The organism is Rhodococcus sp. A14 (genome assembly GCF_011603105.1).
Taxonomy (GTDB): Bacteria; Actinomycetota; Actinomycetes; order Mycobacteriales; family Mycobacteriaceae; genus Rhodococcus_F; species Rhodococcus_F opacus.
In genome coordinates, this window is sequence record NZ_JAAOQS010000069.1 from 1 (window position 1) to 18,571 (window position 18,571).

The window sequence follows — 18,571 nt, forward strand, 5'->3', positions numbered from 1 at the left end:
CCGCAGGGTGGTGGCCGTCCCCCCGGCCCGCCGCCTCGTCGTCCCGGTCCGCCGCCACAGGGTGGTGGCCGTCCGCCGGGTCCCCCGCCGCGTCGTCCGGGCCCGCCGCCCGGACGCCCCGCAGGCGCTCCCCCGGTGGCGCGTAACCAGTCGGGCCCCGGTGGGCGCCCGCCGGGACCTCCGCCGTCGAACGGTCGCAAGACCGGCGGCGGCCGCGGTGGCGAACCGCCCAAGGGTGGAAAGAAGACGGCTGTGAAGAAGTCGCGGTGGAAGATCGTTCGCCGGACGGCGTACGCGTGCGTCGCGATGGGTCTGATCATCCCGATCCTGCTGTTCATGGCGGCGTACGTCGTCCAGGACGTCCCGCGGCCCGGCGACCTCAAGACCAACCAGGTGGCCACGATCTACGCATCCGACGGAACGTCGGTGCTCAGCAAGGTCGTGCCGCCGGAGGGCAACCGCACCGAGGTGACGCTCGACCAGATCCCGAAGCACACCCGTGACGCGGTGCTCGCTGCCGAGGACCGGGACTTCTACTCGAACCCCGGCTTCTCGATCGGTGGTTTCGCGCGTGCCGCCCGCGACAACGTCCTGGGTAAGGACAGTGCCGGCGGTGGCTCGACCATCACGCAGCAGTACGTGAAGAAGACGATGGTCGGTTCCGAGCGTTCGCTGACGCGAAAGATGAAGGAACTCGTCATCTCGTCGAAGATGGCCCGCGAGTGGTCCAAGGACGACATCCTCGCCGCCTACCTGAACACCATCTACTTCGGGCGTGGTGCATACGGCATCGCGGCCGCGTCGAAGGCGTATTTCAACAAGCCCGTCGACCAGTTGACGGTCGAGGAGAGCGCGGTGCTGGCGTCGTCGATCCAGCTGCCGTCGCTACTCGATCCGGAGACCAACCCGGAGGGTGCGCAGGCGCGCTGGAACTACGTGCTCGACGGCATGGTGTCGGCGGGAACGCTCGAGCAGTCCGCCCGGTCCGTGATGCAGTACCCGCCGTATGTGCCGATCGCGCAGGTCGACAACGGCAACCAGGATTCCGGACCGGAGGGCCTGATCAAGAACCAGGTTCTGCGTGAGCTGGGTGAGGCGGGGATCAGCGAACAGCTGCTCAACACCGAGGGCCTCGAGATCACCACGACGATCGACCCGGTCGCCCAGGCGGCGGCGGTGGATTCGGCGCGCTCCAACATGGAGGGTGAACCGGACAACCTGCGTACCGGTGTCGTGTCGGTAGACCCGAAGACCGGCGCGGTGCGCGCGTACTACGGCGGCGAGGACGGCGGCGGTTACGACTTCGCGAACGCCGGACTGCAGACCGGTTCGTCGTTCAAGGTGTTCGGTCTGGCCGCGGCCCTGGATCAGGGCATCCCGCTGTCGCAGATGTACGACAGCTCGGAGCTGACGGTCAACGGCATCACCATCAGCAACGTCGAGGGCGAGGGCTGCGGCACCTGCACCATCGCCGAGGCGCTGAAGCGGTCGCTGAACACCAGCTTCTACCGTCAGGAACTCGAACTCGACGGTGGACCGCAGGCGATCGCCGACATGGCCCACAAGGCGGGCATCCCGAAGGAGATCCCCGGCGTCGGGCCGTCGCTGACCGAGCCGGACGGCAGCGGTCCGAACAACGGCATCGTGCTCGGCCAGTACCAGTCGCGGGTTCTCGACATGGCGTCGTCGTATGCCACGCTGGCCGCCTCGGGTACGTACCACGCCCCGCACTTCGTGCAGAAGGTCGTGAGCGCGGACGGAACGGTCCTGCTCGACCGCGGCGGCGACACCGGTGAGGACCGCATCGACAAGGACGTCGCCGACAACGTGACGTCGGCGATGGAGCCCATCGCCGGGTACTCGCGCGGCCACAACCTGGCGGGCGGACGCCCGTCGGCGGCTAAGACGGGTACTGCGCAGCTCGGTGACACCGGAAAGAACAAGGACGCCTGGATGGTCGGGTACACCCCGTCGCTGTCCACGGCGGTCTGGGTGGGCACCACCGACGGTCAGGCGCTGGAGAACAGCAGCGGCGCCATGATCTACGGTTCCGGTCTGCCTTCCGACATCTGGAAGGACACGATGGACGGCGCCCTCGAGGGCACCGACGTCGAGAAGTTCCCGAAGCCGGGTGCGATCGGTGGCCAGTCGGGTATCCCGGCCTATTCGGCGCCGGCACCGACCAAGACGTCGGCGCCGCCGGCGAGCACGTTCCAGCTGCCGACGGAGCTCGTGCCGCCGGTGGTCGTGACACCGTCGCCGGTGGAGATCCTGCCCGGGATCACTATTCCGATTCCGGGTCTGGCACCGAGGCCGACCACGGCGGCCCCGGCCGTTCCGGCGGAACCGGAGACGACCACGCCGCCGAACGCCGGTAACGGCAACGGCCAGCAGCAGGTTCCGGCCCGTTAACGGCGACCGGTAACCTCGCGGAGTGGCCGACAACCCTGACGCGCACGCCGTCCGCGACGCGGGCGAGACGGGATTCGTCTCGCCCGCGCCGCTGGCTGAGGATCGGCGTTCCGCGGATTGGCGGGACCTTCCCGGGCGCACCGACCCGCTGACCGCCGACCTCTCCGGGGTGATCGGCGGTCCGGTCGGACGGCATGCGGTCGTCGGGCGCAGCCGGTTCTTCACGCCGATGCGCGCCATTCTGTTGCTGGCGATCGTGTTTCTCGCGCTCGGCTGGTTCGCGAAGGCGCCGTGCATCCAGCAGGCGCCGGTCGGTGAGAACGGCGCGCTCGGGCTCGACTGGAGTGGCAGCAGGCAGTACGTCGCCATGTGCTATTCGGACACGGTGCCCCTGTACGGGGCGGAACGGTTGAACGAGGGCGCCTTCCCCTACAAGAAGTGGTGGGAGGAAGACGCCGGCAACGGCCAGATTCAGCGCCGCTACATGGAGTACCCGGTGATCTCCGGGCTCTACCAGTACGGTGCGATGACGATCGCGAAGTCGTGGGATGCGGTGCACTGGCTGCCCGGTGCGCTGCAGGTCGCGATCTATTTCAACGTCGTCGCGCTCGGTCTGGCGCTGGCGTGGCTGGTCACCGTCTGGGCGAGTGCGCTGCTGGCCGGACGCCGCATCTGGGACGCCGCGCTGATCGCCGGTTCCCCGCTGGTGATCGTGCACGCGTTCACGAATTTCGATCCCCTCGCAACGGCTTTCGCGGCGGGTGGGCTGCTGGCGTGGTCGCGGAAACGTCCGGTGCTCGCCGGGATCCTGCTCGGGCTCGGTGGTGCCGCCAAGCTGTATCCGCTGCTGCTCCTTGGACCTCTGCTGGTGCTGTGCCTGCGCACGGGCAAGGTCCGCGAGTGGTCGGTGACGGCACTGACCGGTATCGGCGCGTGGCTGGCGGTCAATCTGCCCATCGCCCTGCTGTTCCCACACGGCTGGGCCGAATTCTTCCGGCTCAACTCCGAACGCGGCGCCGACCCGGACTCCGTCTACAACGTGATCTCGTCGTTCACCGGCTGGACCGGATTCGACGGCATCCTGTCGGCCGGTCAGGCGCCCACCGTGCTCAACGCCGTGTCGTTCCTGCTGTTCGCCGTCGTGTGCGTCGGGATCGGGTACATCGCGCTGACGGCACCGAGACGGCCGCGACTGATCCAACTGTGCTTCCTGCTGGTCGCGGGTTTCCTCCTCACCAACAAGGTGTGGAGCCCGCAATATTCGCTCTGGCTGGTGCCGCTGGCCGTGCTCGCGTTCCCACACCGGCGGATCCTGCTGGCCTGGATGACGATCGACGCGCTGGTGTGGGTGCCACGGATGCTCTACTACCTCGGCGTGTCCAACAAGGGACTCCCCGAGCAGTGGTTCACCGCCGCGGTGGTGGTCCGCGACGTCGCGGTCGTGGTCATCTGCGCGCTCGTCATCCGCCAGATCTACCGGCCCGACGAGGACCTCGTGCGGTACGGCTTCATCGACGATCCGGCGGGCGGCGTGCTCGACCAGGCGACCGATGCACAGCCACGGTGGCTGCCCGCCTGGCTACGGCCGCGGCAGCCGGTAGAAGCGGCTCCCGCTCACAGCGTTTCGCCGGCAACCGGTTAGGGCGTCGACAGCACCAGAGCCGCCCCGACCGCGAACACCGCGATCGACAGACCGAGGGCGAGCGCGCGGATCGACCACTGACGGGCGTCGGCGGCGGCGCGCACCGAGAGGTCGTACTCGCCCCGCTCCCACAGTCGGTGGACCGTGAGCGAGCGCAGCAGTGCGACGACGCCGAACGGCACGAACGCGATGATCGCAAGAATGGCGAGCGGCAGACTGCTGGCGGGCGGCGGTGCCAGCGGTCCGCCGAGGTCCGCCGAGGTGTCCTGCTGCTGCGACGTCATGCGTTGCCTCCCCGTGGTGGAGCCCACGACCGTGGGCGACGAGGTGGAGTATAGACCGTCGAGATTCCCGACTGTGCAGGGCCTTTCGCGCTGTCGGCGGTTACGTCCCGGCTATCGGCCGGTCTCCACTACGGGTGGATGTGCCCGGGCCGCGACCCACGCCGCCACCTGGGTGCGGGAGCTGACGGCCAGCTTGTCGAAGATGTGCTCGACGTGTCCGTCGACGGTGCGCCGCGAGATCACCAACGACTCGGCTATCTGCCGATTGCTGAGGCCCTGGGCGAGCAGGCCGGCGATCTCCTGTTCCCGTTTGGTGAGCGGCGACGCCTCGGCGCGGGGTGGCGCCCTGTGCTCGGTGGGGGTTCCCAGCGCGAGATCGACGGCCTCCTCGATCGTGAGCCGGACCGCAGGCGTTGCGAGTTGGGCGAACTCGTCGGGTCCCACGATGCGGGCAGCGTCGCGCTCCGACGACAGCGAATCGTCGGTGATGTGCGGGCCGAACGCCGCGACGGACGTGCCGAGCCGATGCCACACACCTTTCGCGGCTCCGCACAGCCTCGCCGCCGCGTTCGCGTCGCCGCTCGACGTGGCCACCCACGACAGCACCTCGATCGACAGGGCCGTGCAGATCTTGTCCTTGAAGTCGCGTTGGATCCGCAGCGCTTGCTGGGCGGCATCGACGGCGTCGTCGCTCCGGCCAAGGTGGAAATACGCGACGCTCGAAACCCACAGGGCGTAGGCCTTGTTCCACTTCTCACCGTGCGCATCCGCCACCGCGATCACGTCACGGCACGTCTCGAGGGCATCGTCGAGCCGGCCGTCGTAGGTCTGCGCCATGCCCATCTCGAACGACGCGGTCAGCACCGAGGCAGTGTCGCCGACGGCGCGGTGGACGGCGATGGCGTCACGGAACAGCCGGATGGCGTCGTCGGGATGGCCGGAGAACACGGCGTGGATCCCCGCCCAGTGGTCGGCGTGCGCGCGCAGTCGTTCGTCACCGAGCGCGGTCGCGATCGCCGTGCATTCGTCGAGGTGTTCGCGCGCGGCGTCGCGGTCGCCCTGGATAAGTGCGGTCCACGCGGTCACCCACAGCACGTCGCCCCGCTCCCGGGTGGGTTCGGTGAGCCGTAGCAGTATCCGTTCGAGCCGAATCCGCCCGTCGGACAGGTTGCCGCCTGCGATCCAGTGGTACCGCAGGGCGACGGCCAGTTCCGCGGCCGCCGCCCGCTGTGAGTCGTCGTGCAGGGCCCAGTCAAGGGCAGCCACGAGATTGGGGTGGTCGATCCGCAGTCCCGCGAGGATCTCGGATTGTCCTGGCCCGCACCAGTCGAGCGACGACCGGCGGGCGCGCTCCGAATAGTGCTCGAGATGTCGCCGGTACAGCTCGTCGTGCTCCCCGCTCAGCACGAGGAGCTCGTGCCCGTACTCCCGTACCGTCATCAGCTGCGAGTAGCGGAGTCGCTCGGTCGAACGGTCCACGGTGACAAGACATTTTCCGACCAGCCGATCGAGAACGTCGATGACCGGCGTGTCCGTCAGCGCGCCGAACCCACTGATCGCCTCCGCGGCTTCGAGATCGAAGCTTCCGGGGAACACGGCGAGCCGGGACCACAGCAGCCGCTCGGTGTCCGAGCACAGTTCGTAACTCCAGTCGATGAGGGCGCGCAGCGTCTGCTGCCGGGGCATCGCCGCCCGGTCGCCACCGGTGAGGAGCGCGAAACGCTGGTCGAGGCGTTCGACGAGCTGCGACGCGGACAGCGACCGCAGCCGGGCCGCGGCGAGTTCGATCGCGAGCGGGATCCCGTCGAGCTGATTGCACAGCTGCGCGACGGCGGGGGCGTTCGCGTCGGTGAGGCGGAAGTCGGCGACCACGCCCTGCGCGCGTTCCACGAGCAACGACACCGATTCGAACGGGGCGATGTCCGCGGCGCGGCAGTCCTCGATGTCACCCGGAGTGTTCAGCGGTGGAAGGACGTACGTGAATTCGCCGGCGATCCCGAGCGGTTCGCGACTCGTGGTGAGGATCCGGACCTCCGGCGCCGAGGCGAGGACGGCACCGACGAATTCGCTTGCCGCGGACAGTAGGTGCTCGCAGTTGTCGAGGACGATCAGCAGGTGCCGGGACTGCAGCTGGTCGATCACCTTGTCCATCACCGCACGGCTCGACTGGTCGGTGACGCCGAGGGCGGCCGCGGCCGCGGAGGGCAGCGCGGCGGGATCGCGGACGGGCGCGAGGTCGATCCACCGGACGGAGTCGCGGAAGGCGCGCGCGGAGCGGACCGCGAGTTCCTCGGCCAGCCGTGTCTTGCCCACGCCGCCGGCACCGAGCAGCGACACGAGCCGGGACTGTTGCAGTCGTGCGCGGGCTTCCTCGATCTCGCGGCGCCGGCCGACGAAGCTGGTCATCGACCTCGTGAGTTCTCTCGAGTGAGTCAGTGGATCTCTCCCGTGTCCGGTTGGCCAGGTGGCACGAACCTACCCCCACTGGATGTGACGGACAACACAGGTAACCGAGGGGGTGATTTACCCGGTGTGGGGGTGATGTGACGTGGGTCATTGTCGTTGGCATACCCCGGTTGCCCGCTCGACTCCAGCCGGAACCCATCGCCTCGAGGAGCTCAACACCATGTCAAAGACCCTTTCTTCCGCCGACGTCGATGTCGTCGTCGTGGGTGCCGGATTCGCCGGCCTCTACGCGCTGCGCAAGTTGCGCGACACGATGAAGCTGTCGACGCGGGTGTTCGAGGCCGGCTCGGACGTGGGCGGCACCTGGTTCTGGAACCGGTACCCCGGTGCCCGCTGCGACATCGAGAGCGTTCACTACTCGTACTCGTTCGACGAGGATCTGCAGCAGGAATGGCAGTGGAGTGAGAAGTTCGCCGGACAACCGGAGATCCTCCGCTACCTCGAACACGTCGCCGACCGCTTCGACCTGCGTAGAGACATCACGTTCGACACCCGCGTGGTCGGCGTGCATTGGGACGACGAGAACTCGGTGTGGACGGTCCGCACCGACGACGGCGCCGTCGTGCGTAGCCGGTACTTCATCTCGGGGGCGGGCAACCTGTCCGTGCCGAAGACGCCGGAGTTCGGCGGCATCGACAACTTCCGCGGGGAGGTGCTGCTCACCGGCAACTGGCCGCGTGAGGGCGCCGACTTCACCGGCAAGCGGGTGGCCGTGATCGGGACCGGGGCCAGCGGCATCCAGGCCATCCCGTTCATTGCCGAGGACGCGGCCGAACTGGTGGTCTTTCAGCGCACCCCCAACTTCGCGACCCCCCTCGGCAACGGTCCGATCGACCCGGACGAGATGGCCGGCGTCAAGGCGAACTACGGTGCGGTGCGCGATGCCGCCCGCAACCACTTCCTCGGGGTCCCGTTCGACCAGGTGCAGCCGTCCGCGCTCGCCGTCGACGCCGAGGAGCGCCGCCGCACCTTCGACGCGCGCTGGAACGCCGGCGGGTTCCGGTTGTTCATCGACTCCTACCAGGACATCCTGTTCGACAAGAAGGCCAACGACACGATCGCCGACTACATCCGGGATCGGATCCGCGAGCGGGTGCAGGATCCGGAGAAGGCCGCGACGCTGGCGCCGACGGGCTATGCGTACGGCACCAAGCGTCCCCCGCTCGAGACCAACTACTACGAGGCGTTCAACCGCGACTCGGTGAGCGTCGTCGACGTCAAGTCCACCCCGATCGACGAGATCACCGAAACCGGGGTCCGGGTCGGTGACCGCGTCTACGAGGTCGACACCATCGTGCTCGCAACCGGGTTCGACGCGATGACCGGACCGTTGATGGCCATGGACATCCGCGGTCGCGGTGGGCTACCGCTGGCGCAGAAGTGGGAGCACGGTCCCAAGACCTACCTCGGCATCATGGTCAACGAGTTCCCGAACCTGTTCCTCATCACCGGACCGCAGTCGCCGTCGGTGCTCTACAACATGCCCCTCGCCATCGAGGACCACGTCGACTTCGCGACCGACGCGATCGACTACCTGGACCGCCGCGACCTCGACGTCATCGAGCCCACCGTGCAGGCCGAAAGCGATTGGGGTGCTTTGACGAACGACATCGCCAACCAAACCCTGCTGCCGGAGACGAACTCCTGGTACATGGGCGCGAACATTCCCGGCAAGCCTCGTGCCTGCATGGTCTACCTCGGCGGAGCCCCCACCTATCGGGCGACGTGCGCAGAGGTGGTGGCCGGCGGTTACTCCGGTTTCGCGCTCACCCGGGCGGAGGCCCGCGTGGCCTCCACCGTGTCCTGAACCCCGAACCCCGAACCCCGACGAAGGAGACCGACATGGCACTCGACGCACACGCAGCAGAACTGATCGCCGGACTACAAGCGCAGGGGCTGAAGGCTTTCGAGCACAGCACCGTGGAGGAGGTGCGGGCGGTCGTGGCGACGTTCGCCGGACTGCAGGCGCCGCCCGAACCCGTCGCCCGGGTGGCGGACGCACACTACGAGAGCGGCGGAGCGCAGATCGCGCTGCGGGTCTACGTGCCGGAGGGCGAGGCTCCGCACCCAGTGGTCCTGTACTTCCACGGCGGTGGGTTCGTCGCCGGTGACCTCGATGTCATCGACGAACCGGCCCGCGCGGTCGCGAACGGCGCCGGCGCGATCGTCGTCGCCGCGACGTACCGCCGCGCACCGGAACACCGGTTCCCGGCCGCCGCCGACGACGCGTCCGCTGCCCTGCAGTGGGTGGCCGACCACGTCGGAAGCTACGGCGGTGACGCCGGCAACGTCGTCGTCATGGGCGACAGCGCCGGCGGCAACCTGGCCGCCGTCACCGCGCTGCGGGCCCGGGACGAGGACGGGCCGCGCCTGCGGGGACAGGTGCTGATCTACCCGGTGATCGATCCGAACGCCGACCTCCCGTCCCGGCAGGAGTTCGCCGAGGGCTACGTGATCGGCGACGGGGACCTCGACTGGTTCTGGAGCAACTACCTCTCCTCGCCCGAGGACGCGGAACATCCGTATGCGGTACCGAGTCGCGCCGCCGGCCTCGAGGGGTTGCCGCCGGCCCTCGTGCTCACCACCGAGAACGAGGTGGCCCGCGACGAGGCGGAGGCGTACGCCGAGTCGTTGCGACAGGCCGGGGTCGACACCGAGGCGATCCGCTTCGACGGGCTGATTCACGGCGCGTTCTGGATGTCCGGGGCGGTTCCGCGCAGTGCCGAGATGCGCTCGGCGGTCGCCGAGTTCGTGAAGAGGGTGACGGCCACCGCGCCCGTCGCGTGACGTGACCGACCGTGTCAGCCCTCGACTCGTGCCTCGAGTCGGGGGCAGACACGTGGCCACTCCTCGTCGATCATCGAGAACAGTGCGGTGTTGCGCCAGGTCCCGTCGCGGCGACGCCGATGCTTGCGCAGGATTCCTTCGAACTCGGCCCCCAGTTTCGCGATGGCGCCGCGGGAGTGGGCGTTGCGTTCGTCGGTGTGCCATTCGACGCGGACCGCGCCGAGGTCTTCGAACGCCCGCCGCAGCAACAGCAGTTTCGCCTCCGGATTGATGAGCGTGCCCTGCGCGGAACGGGACAACCAGGTGTGCCCGATCGCGAGGCTGCGGTTCTTCGGGTCGATCAGATACAGCGACGTCGAGCCGACGATCCTCTCGGTGGTGATGTCGATCTGCGCGTACGCGAGGCGGGTCGGATCCTCGTCGGCGGTGCGGACGAACGCCACCGCGTCGTCGCGGTCGGCGATCGCTGCGGACGTCCAGTGGAAGATGCGGGGGTCGTCGACGGCGTCCAGCAGGCCGTCGACGTGGTCCTCGCCCAGTGGTTCGAGTCGTACGTGCCGTCCGGTCAGCGTGGGGTGCGCGAACCAGGATTCGCTCATCGCACCGGCTCGGGAGATTTCAGCACCGGCCGCCTGCCGGATTCGGGACCGGTGCGCCCACGGACGGGCGGATGCCGTTGGGCGGCGCGCAGGAACACGAAGAACAGCACCACCAGCAGTCCCGCGCGGCCCCACACCCCGAACTTCACCAGAACCTCGAACGTCGACGCGTCGGTCTGGGCGGCGAGGGCGCCGAAGTATTTGAAGACGCCGATCCCCATCGACAGGTCGGCCACGAGATACGCCGCGACGAGCCCCCACGGGACGCGCAGCAGGACGAAGAACGGGATGAGCCACAACGTGTACTGCGGCGAATGCACCTTGTGCAGCAGCAGGAATCCGCAGAGCATGGCGGCGCTGACCGCGATCCACGGGTAGACGCCGTCGCGTTGGAACCGCAGCCAGCCGAGCCGCAGGGCGATCGCGAACGCGGCGCAGACGAGGAGTGGCGACAGCAGGCTCACCGTCTGGTCGTACGCGGGGAGCGGGACGTCGTCGGCGACCGGACCGAACAGCGGCCGCAGGCCCCAGTACCAGATGGAGTTGGTCGTGAGGTCGGCCTGACGGTTCTCCTGGAACGTGAACGACGCCCGCCATCCGCTGTAGGAGATGAGGGCGAACGGCAGGTTCACCGCCACGACGGTGGTGATCGCGGCCACCGCGACCATCACCGCGCCGCGCACGTCGTAGCGCCGCCCGGCGATGCCGTTCCGGGTGAGGACGTAGGCGATCAGCGGCAGCACGAACGCACCCGGATACACCTTCAGGCAGAAACCGACGGCGAGGAGCACCGCCGCGAGGACGGCCCGGCCGCGGAGCGGGACCCGTTCGAGTGTCATGACGAAGATCGCGGCCACCGACGTCGCGACCACCGGCAGTTCCCAGTTGTGGAACGCGTACAGCACCAGCGGCGGAGTGGCCGACCACAGCAGCGCCCACCAGCCGGCCAGCCGTCCCAGCATCCACGCCGTGAGCAGGCCGAACGGAGCGAGGATCAGCGCCGAGTGCAGCAGGAAGTCGGCGTCGGTGTGTGAACCGATGCCGCCGAGCCACATCAGCACACCGCTCAGCACCGGGTACTCCACGGTGCCGCCGGTGAGGATGCCGTCGGCGTTGATTCCCCCGGTGACGTACGGAAAGACGTGCAGGTTGACGTCGCGTCCGAGCCACAGGAACTGGATGTCGGAGTAGCAGACCTGTGTGTCCTTGATGCGGTCGAAGATCAGGCTTCGCCCGACGCCGTCGAACGGCGCCCCGGCGCACCGCGCCTTCTGCAGGTAGCCGGCGAGCATGGAGAGGCCCGCCAACCCGACGACGAGCGCCGTGATCGGCGACCGCTGCCGAGCTCCGATATGCATGAATCCACATTAGGGTGCGCGGGCCTCCGCGTGCGAAGCGGAAACGCCGCGGGTGCGGACGTCAGTCGCTCGGCCGGCGCAGGGCGTCGGGTTTGTGGACGGCGTCCCGCCCGCTCTTGTCGCTGACGACGCGGTACTGCGGGTCGTCCTCGGACGCCCGCACCGTGCGGCCTGCCGCCTCGGTGTCCTCGGTGATCTTCTCCTCGACCGTCCCCGACGTGGTGGTGCCGTGGGTCTTCCACTCCACCTCGTCGCCCTGTCGGAATTTCTTCTCTTCTGCCATCGTGTCGGCGTACCCCACGGTTCCCGGCGTCACACCGGTCGGGCTGATTTCGCTGGTCAGGGGCTCGTCGTGTAACCTGCAAAGGTTGCTGACGCAACGACCCTCCTGCCACGGACAGTCCGTGGCCGTTTTCACTAGTCCATAGGAGGTGATGAGGTCTTATGCGTCATTACGAATTGATGGTCATCCTTGACCCCAGCCTGGACGAGCGCACTGTTGCTCCTTCGCTGGATACGTTCCTCAATGTTGTTCGCCAGGACGGCGGCAAGATCGACAAGGTCGATGTCTGGGGTAAGCGTCGTCTCGCCTACGAGATCCTGAAGCACAGCGAAGGCATCTACGCGGTGATCGACATCAGCGCTACTCCCGCCACCGTCGCAGAGCTCGACCGTCAGCTCGGTCTGAACGAGTCGGTGCTGCGTACGAAGGTTCTGCGCCACAACAAGTGATTTCTGTCGGTCACCAGCCCTAGGCTCGTGCCCAACCGAACTCCACATTCTGCAGGAGGAACCATATGGCAGGCGACACCGTCATCACCGTCATCGGAAACTTGACGGCTGATCCGGAGCTCCGATTCACCCCCGCGGGTGCCGCGGTCGCGAACTTCACTGTCGCGTCCACGCCCCGCACCTTCGACCGTCAGACCAATGAATGGAAAGACGGCGAAGCGCTGTTTCTGCGTTGCAACATCTGGCGCGAGGCAGCCGAGAACGTCGCGGAGAGCTTGACCCGTGGCTCGCGAGTGATCGTGAGCGGCCGGCTCAAGCAGCGTTCGTACGAAACTCGTGAAGGTGAAAAGCGCACTGTCGTCGAGCTCGAGGTCGACGAGATCGGCCCCTCGCTGAGGTACGCCACGGCCAAGGTCAACAAGGCCAACCGTGGTGGCGGCAGCGGCGGTGGCTTCGGTTCCTCCGGCGGATCGGGCGGCGGACGTCCGCAATCCAACACCGGCGGAGATGATCCGTGGGGCAGTGCGCCGCAGGCGTCCGGCTCCTTCGGAGGCTCTGGTGGCGGGAGCGACGAACCCCCGTTCTGATCCGTACCTGATCGGAACATCCAGAAAAGAGCAAACTAATGCCGAAGCCGCCCTTGCGCGACAAGGTAATGAAGAAGAAGATCTGCATCTTCTGCAAAGAGAAGAACACGCAGATCAACTACAAGGACACGACGCTTCTGCGTAAGTACGTCAGCGACCGCGGCAAGATCCGCGCGCGCCGTGTCACCGGCAACTGCGTCCAGCACCAGCGCGACGTTGCCATTGCCGTCAAGAACTCACGTGAGGTGGCGTTGCTGCCTTACGCCACCGTGGCTCGCTAAGGAAAGGGAGGAAAGACATGAAGCTCATCCTCACCGCTGACGTGGACAACCTCGGTGCGCCTGGCGACACCGTCGAGGTCAAGGACGGCTACGGCCGCAACTACCTGCTGCCCCGCGGCCTGGCCATCGTCGCCACCCGTGGCGCCGAGAAGCAGGTCGAAGGCATCCGTCGTGCGCAGGAAGCCCGCGCCGTGCGCGGACTCGACCACGCCAAGGAGCTCAAGGACGCCATCGAAGGCCTCGAGAACGTCTCGCTGTCGGTCAAGACCGCCGGTGACTCGGGCAAGCTCTTCGGTTCGGTTACCGCCGCCGACGTCGCCGGTGCCATCAAGGCCGCCGGTGGACCCGTCGTCGACAAGCGCAGCCTGGAGCTGCCGAAGGCTCACATCAAGGCGACCGGCAAGCACGCCATCGTCGTGAACCTGCACCCCGACGTGGTTGCGAAGTTCCACCTGAACGTCGTCGGCGCCTAGTCGACTCGTTTACTCACAGGCCCCCCGGACGCCTCGGCGTGTGGGGGGTCTGTGCTTGTCGATTCCGGCTTACAGCCGCTCTCTCGAGCCCCGTTTTCACCGGTGTGAAGCACGCAGAGGAGCGGCTTCCAGCTGTGTCTGGAAGTTAGCCGCCCCGCCGACGATCTGTGAGGTGAATCATATTGCCACGCAGGGGCGACCAACTCAACACGCCCGAGTCGTCAACGCGAAAGACACGCCGAACGGGTTTTCATCCACAGTGGTGAGAATCTAAAAAACGGCCCTGATCTGGGTCTTTGGGATTGTGAAATGCACTTATCCTCAGGTTATCCCCATGGGGTTAACAAACGTACCCAGCAGTTTCCACAATTTGTCCCCAACTGTGTACACAGGCTGGTTTGAACAGCGGGTAGCTAATCCCTAACGTCGTCCCGGCGTGTCTCGCGATCACGACGCCGGCTGCCGCGACGAGCCTGCGAAGGTTGTCGGTAGGGGCGAGTACAAAGAGTTCGGGGCACCAACACCGGGAAGCATTTTCCGGGGTGGCGCAACAGTGATGGGGAAGGTCGGTCGAGTGGCTGTAGTAGACGATCGGGGCCGTTCCGAATACCCGGGTCCGCCTGACGCGGAGCCCGGCGAAGAGTTCGGCCGGCAGCCACCTCAGGACATGGCGGCGGAGCAGTCGGTGCTCGGCGGCATGCTCCTCAGCAAGGACGCCATCGCGGACGTGCTCGAGGTGCTCCGTCCCGGCGACTTCTACCGTCCCGCGCATCAGTCGGTGTACGACGTGATCCTGGACCTCTACAGCCGCGGTGAGCCCGCCGACCCGGTCACGGTGTCCGCGGAACTGGACCGTCGTGGCGAGCTCCGCCGCATCGGTGGAGCGCCCTATCTGGTGACACTCACCCAGACGGTGCCCACCGCCGCCAACGCCGGCTACTACGCCGAGATCGTGGCGGAGAAAGCCATCCTGCGTCGCCTCGTCGACGCCGGCACCCGCATCGTCCAGTACGGCTACACCGGCGCCGACGGTCAGGACGTCGCCGAGGTCGTCGACCGCGCGCAGGCCGAGATCTTCGAGGTCACCGAACGCCGCACCACCGAAGACTTCGTCCCCCTCGAAGAGCTCCTGCAGCCCACGATGGACGAGATCGACTCCATCGCCAGCCGCGGCGGCATCTCCCTCGGTGTGCCTACCGGCTTCGTCGAACTCGACGAGATCACCAACGGCCTCCACCCCGGCCAGATGATCATCGTCGCGGCCCGACCTGGTGTGGGTAAGTCGACACTGGGAATGGATTTTTTGCGCTCCTGCTCCGTGAAGCACGGCATGGCCAGCGTCATGTTCTCGCTCGAGATGAGCAAAACCGAGATCGTCATGCGTCTGCTGTCGGCGGAGGCGAAGATCAAGCTCGGCGACATGCGCTCCGGCAAGATGACCGACGACGACTGGACGAAGCTCGCCCGTCGTATGAGCGAGATCAGTGAGGCGCCGCTGTTCATCGACGACTCCCCCAACCTCACGATGATGGAGATCCGCGCAAAAGCCCGGCGGCTCAAGCAGAAACACGACATCAAGCTCATCGTGATCGACTACCTGCAGCTGATGAGCTCGGGTAAGAAGGTCGAGTCACGTCAGCAGGAAGTCTCCGAGTTCTCCCGTAGCCTCAAGCTTTTGGCGAAGGAACTCGAGGTTCCCGTGGTCGCGATCTGCCAGCTGAACCGTGGTCCCGAGCAGCGACAGGACAAGCGCCCCCAGGTCGCCGACCTTCGTGAGTCGGGATCGCTCGAGCAGGACGCCGACATGGTCATCCTTCTCTACCGTCCCGACGCCACCGAACGCGACGACCCTCGCGGCGGCGAGGCCGACCTGATCCTCGGCAAGCACCGTAACGGACCCACAGCGACAATCACTGTGGCGCACCAGCTTCACTTGTCGAAGTTCGTCGACATGGCGCGGGGTTAGGCCCTCCTCCCCCTGCTGCTGCTGCCGTAGATTCCGGAGCTAGATGTTCTCTTGCGTCGTATTCCGATAAACGGAACTAGTAGTACTTTGTTAGCTCGGCGTGTCGGCTCGAGTTTTCGTGGCTTTCTCGAGAGCATGCGGGCATGGATACAGCCGCTCTCGCCCGTGTCGGGGAACAGTTGGATACGTTTGTCGGTGAGGTGTTCTCGTCGCTGGCGCGCAAGGATCAACGCGAGAAGGCGGGACTGTATGCGCGGGGGTTGATGCTCGACGGCCGGCGGAAATCGATGCAGCCGATGGCGCAGCGGTTGCGGGTCGATCATCAACAGTTGCAGCAGTTCGTGACCACCTCGCCGTGGGATGTCACACCCGTGCGGAAAACGCTGTCCCGCCGGGCGTGTGGTCTGATCGACCCGGATGCGTGGGTCATCGATGACACCGGGTTCATCAAGGACGGACCCGCCTCGCCGGGCGTGGCCCGCCAGTACTCGGGCACCCTCGGCAAGGTCGGCAACTGTCAGATCGCGGTCAGCGTGCACGCCGCTACCGATGCGGCGTCCGCACCGCTGGACTGGCGCCTGTTCCTGCCCGAGACCTGGGACGATCAATCGACCACCGACCCCGACGCCGTCGCGGCGATCACCGCCCGCCGGCGACGGTCCGCGATCCCCGACACCGAGCACCACCGCCCCAAATGGGCAATGGCGATCGAGATGATCGACGAGCTGACCGAGTGGGGCCGGATCCCGCCGGTCGTGGTCGCAGACGCCGGATACGGCGACACCACCGCCTTCCGGCTGGCGCTGACCGAGCGGGGCATCGACTACGTCGTCGCCGTCAAGGGCGCGACCAGTGCCCATCCCGGCGACGCGGTCCCGGAGACCGCGGCCTACAGCGGCCGCGGTCGCCCGTCGACGCCCCGTTACGGCCCGCACGCGACCTGCAAGGACCTCGTCGTCGCTGCCGGACGCAAGTCCCTGCGCACCGTGACCTGGCGCAAGGGAAGCAAGGCCGACCCCACCAACCCCACGGCGGCGATGCGCTCGCGGTTCGCCGCGCTGCGAGTCCGCCCGGCGAACCGGGACATTCCCCGCGCCGAGGACGGAACCCTGCCCGCGGTGTGGTTGCTCGCCGAGTGGCCGACCGGAGCCGACGAGCCCACCGACTACTGGCTCTCCACCCTCCCCGAGGACACCCCGCTGCCCGAGCTGGTGCGGCTGGCCAAGATCCGCTGGCGCGTCGAGCACGACTACCGGGAGCTGAAAACCGGTCTCGGACTGGACCATTTCGAGGGTCGTTCCTGGCTGGGCTGGCACCACCACGCCACCCTGGTCACCGCCGCTCACCTGTTCCTCACCACCCTGCGGCTGGCCGACCCAAAAGCGTCTGGGCGGGGCTGACTCTGTACGCAATCGTGCGTGAACTCCAACGCGCACTTGCCCGTTGGATCGGTACCTGCCCACTATGCCACCACACCTTCCCCACCTAACAAAGTCCTACTAGTGCCACACCCGTGAAGGTTTGCCCTCTTGTAGCGACACACCGCTTGGTTGCGGAACTGGGGCTGGTGGGTGGGCCACGCTGTGGTGGTGGCAGAACGAGTGCGCGTGCGGGAGATCGATGACGACGAAGGAAGACGATTGTTGCGGATCGTGCGCCGCGGGAGCGGGTCGGTGGTGACCTGGCGGCGAGCGCAGATGATCTTGCTGTCCGCGCAGCGGATGCCGGTGGCCAAGATCGCCGAGGTCACGTTCACCAGCGCCGACCGGGTCCGTGACGTGATCCACAACTTCAACAGGGACGGTTTCGACTCGCTGTATCCGAAATACAAAGGCGGGCGGCCGGAGACGTTCACTCTGCCCGAACGCCGGGAGATCAAGAAGATCGCCAAGTCCACCCCGACCGAGCACGACCTGCCGTTCTCGACCTGGAGTCTGTCCAAGCTGGCGGACTTCCTGGTCGCCGAGGGGGTGGTCGACGACATCAGCCATGAGGGCCTTCGGGTTCTGCTCCGAGAGGAGGGCGTCTCGTTTCAAAAGGTGAAGACATGGAAGGCGTCCCGGGACCCGGACTACGCGGTGAAGAAGGCCCGGGTCGAGCACCTGTACGCGATCGCCGACCGGGAGGTCGTGCCCGAGCCCGGTGAGCCGGGGGTGGTGTTCTGCCTCGACGAGTTCGGCCCGTTGAACCTGCAACCGCATCCGGGGCGGCAGTGGGCCGAACGCGGCGGCAGGCACAAGGACGCCGAGCGTGAGCCGCGACGCCGCCGACGGGCCACATGCAACCGCCTACACGGAGTACGGCACCTGTTCGCCGCCTACGATCTGGCCACCGACAGGCTCTACGGGCACGTCAAAGACACCAAAACCCGCACCCAGTTCCTCACCTTCTGCCGCTACCTGCGCAGCCTCTACCCGGCCGGCGTGCGCCTGGCGATCGTGTGTGACAACTTCTCGCCGCACCTGACTACGAAGAGATGCCGCCGGGGCGCCAACTGGGCGGAGGCGAACAACGTCGAGATCGCATACACGCCGACGAATAGTTCGTGGTTGAACCGGATCGAGGCGCAGTTCACCGCGCTGCGCTACTTCGCGCTCGACGGCACCGACCATGCCTCTCATCGCGAGCAGGCCAGCATGATCCGCCGCTACATCATCTGGCGGAACAAGCATGCCGCCGACGAACGGTTACGGGAGATCGTCAACAAGGCAAACGTTGCCTGATACGGCACTAGCGACGCCGTCGGCCCGAAGGTCCTCGCGGCGGCGCGCCAGTTTCTCGCCGCTCGGGGATCCACCATCGGGGACTCACCCTTGTGCCCCGGCGGCACGGCCAGCGCCACGCGCACGGCTGCTGGCGGGTGACAGCACCATGTCGCGCCGCACGATCGTGCGGAACTCTGGGTTGACCGCAGCTTTGCCGCAAGAACATGTCGAGATCCCAGCCCCGGCTCCGTCCCAGCATCGAATCGGCAAGGCGACAAT

Annotated in this window: 15 protein-coding genes and 1 pseudogene; 11 read left to right on the plus strand and 5 right to left on the minus strand. The window is 67.1% G+C overall.

Features of this window, described 5'->3' with window-relative positions; all coding sequences use genetic code 11:
• Positions 1–135: 135 nt before the first annotated feature.
• Both G9373_RS29195 and G9373_RS29200 read left to right on the plus strand, forming a co-directional pair.
• On the plus strand, positions 136–2,412 hold the full coding sequence (locus G9373_RS29195) for a transglycosylase domain-containing protein (protein WP_133985755.1): 2,277 nt from the start codon (positions 136–138) through the stop codon (positions 2,410–2,412).
• Positions 2,413–2,434: 22 nt separating this feature from the next.
• Positions 2,435–4,054 (plus strand): glycosyltransferase family 87 protein, encoded by a 1,620-nt coding sequence (locus G9373_RS29200; RefSeq protein WP_133985754.1) that lies wholly within the window; start codon positions 2,435–2,437, stop codon positions 4,052–4,054.
• On the opposite strand, the gene G9373_RS29205 is transcribed toward G9373_RS29200, so the two are convergent.
• Positions 4,051–4,338, minus strand: a complete 288-nt coding sequence (locus tag G9373_RS29205) for a CD225/dispanin family protein (RefSeq protein WP_005264434.1) — start codon at positions 4,336–4,338, stop codon at positions 4,051–4,053. The two genes, G9373_RS29200 and G9373_RS29205, sit on opposite strands and share 4 nt — an antisense overlap.
• Before the next feature lie 111 nt (positions 4,339–4,449).
• Positions 4,450–6,744, minus strand: coding sequence for a LuxR C-terminal-related transcriptional regulator (locus tag G9373_RS29210; RefSeq protein WP_133985753.1), 2,295 nt, complete (start codon positions 6,742–6,744; stop codon positions 4,450–4,452).
• Between the two features lie 220 nt (positions 6,745–6,964).
• Here G9373_RS29210 and G9373_RS29215 point away from each other — a divergent pair, with 220 nt between their 5' ends.
• Positions 6,965–8,611, plus strand: coding sequence for an NAD(P)/FAD-dependent oxidoreductase (locus G9373_RS29215; protein ID WP_005572933.1), 1,647 nt, complete (start codon positions 6,965–6,967; stop codon positions 8,609–8,611).
• 35 nt (positions 8,612–8,646) lie between these two features.
• The gene (locus tag G9373_RS29220; RefSeq protein WP_167118116.1) at positions 8,647–9,591 is read left to right on the plus strand and encodes an alpha/beta hydrolase; all 945 of its coding nucleotides are present in this window, start codon (positions 8,647–8,649) and stop codon (positions 9,589–9,591) included.
• A 14-nt stretch (positions 9,592–9,605) separates the two neighbouring features.
• Here G9373_RS29220 and G9373_RS29225 read toward each other — a convergent pair whose 3' ends face one another.
• From G9373_RS29225 to G9373_RS29235, 3 genes are all read right to left on the minus strand, one after another.
• Positions 9,606–10,190 carry a GNAT family protein gene (locus tag G9373_RS29225; protein ID WP_005572931.1) on the minus strand — a complete coding sequence of 195 codons (585 nt, stop codon included), beginning with the start codon at positions 10,188–10,190 and terminating at the stop codon, positions 9,606–9,608.
• The gene (locus G9373_RS29230) at positions 10,187–11,548 is read right to left on the minus strand and encodes a glycosyltransferase 87 family protein (protein WP_005264429.1); all 1,362 of its coding nucleotides are present in this window, start codon (positions 11,546–11,548) and stop codon (positions 10,187–10,189) included. Before G9373_RS29230 ends, G9373_RS29225 begins: the two co-directional genes overlap by 4 nt.
• 61 nt (positions 11,549–11,609) lie before the next feature.
• The gene (locus G9373_RS29235) at positions 11,610–11,831 is read right to left on the minus strand and encodes a DUF2945 domain-containing protein (RefSeq protein WP_157792784.1); all 222 of its coding nucleotides are present in this window, start codon (positions 11,829–11,831) and stop codon (positions 11,610–11,612) included.
• Positions 11,832–11,992: 161 nt separating this feature from the next.
• On the opposite strand from G9373_RS29235, the gene rpsF reads away from it, so the two are divergent.
• From rpsF to G9373_RS29270, 7 genes and pseudogenes are all read left to right on the plus strand, one after another.
• Entirely contained in the window at positions 11,993–12,280 is a 288-nt protein-coding gene (gene rpsF / locus G9373_RS29240) for a 30S ribosomal protein S6 (protein ID WP_005249677.1), read from the plus strand.
• A 65-nt stretch (positions 12,281–12,345) separates the two neighbouring features.
• Complete coding sequence (locus tag G9373_RS29245; RefSeq protein WP_005249678.1) at positions 12,346–12,867, plus strand: single-stranded DNA-binding protein; 522 nt, start codon at positions 12,346–12,348, stop codon at positions 12,865–12,867.
• A gap of 38 nt (positions 12,868–12,905) precedes the next feature.
• The gene (gene rpsR / locus G9373_RS29250) at positions 12,906–13,148 is read left to right on the plus strand and encodes a 30S ribosomal protein S18 (protein ID WP_005249686.1); all 243 of its coding nucleotides are present in this window, start codon (positions 12,906–12,908) and stop codon (positions 13,146–13,148) included.
• A 17-nt stretch (positions 13,149–13,165) separates the two neighbouring features.
• Positions 13,166–13,621 (plus strand): 50S ribosomal protein L9, encoded by a 456-nt coding sequence (gene rplI / locus G9373_RS29255; protein ID WP_005249695.1) that lies wholly within the window; start codon positions 13,166–13,168, stop codon positions 13,619–13,621.
• Positions 13,622–14,195: 574 nt separating this feature from the next.
• Positions 14,196–15,587 carry a replicative DNA helicase gene (dnaB, locus tag G9373_RS29260; protein ID WP_029539771.1) on the plus strand — a complete coding sequence of 464 codons (1,392 nt, stop codon included), beginning with the start codon at positions 14,196–14,198 and terminating at the stop codon, positions 15,585–15,587.
• Positions 15,588–15,730: 143 nt separating this feature from the next.
• Positions 15,731–17,009: pseudogene (locus G9373_RS29265) on the plus strand (IS701 family transposase).
• Between the two features lie 167 nt (positions 17,010–17,176).
• Positions 17,177–18,310, plus strand: coding sequence for an IS630 family transposase (locus G9373_RS29270; RefSeq protein ID WP_346842861.1), 1,134 nt, complete (start codon positions 17,177–17,179; stop codon positions 18,308–18,310).
• Positions 18,311–18,571: the final 261 nt, after the last annotated feature.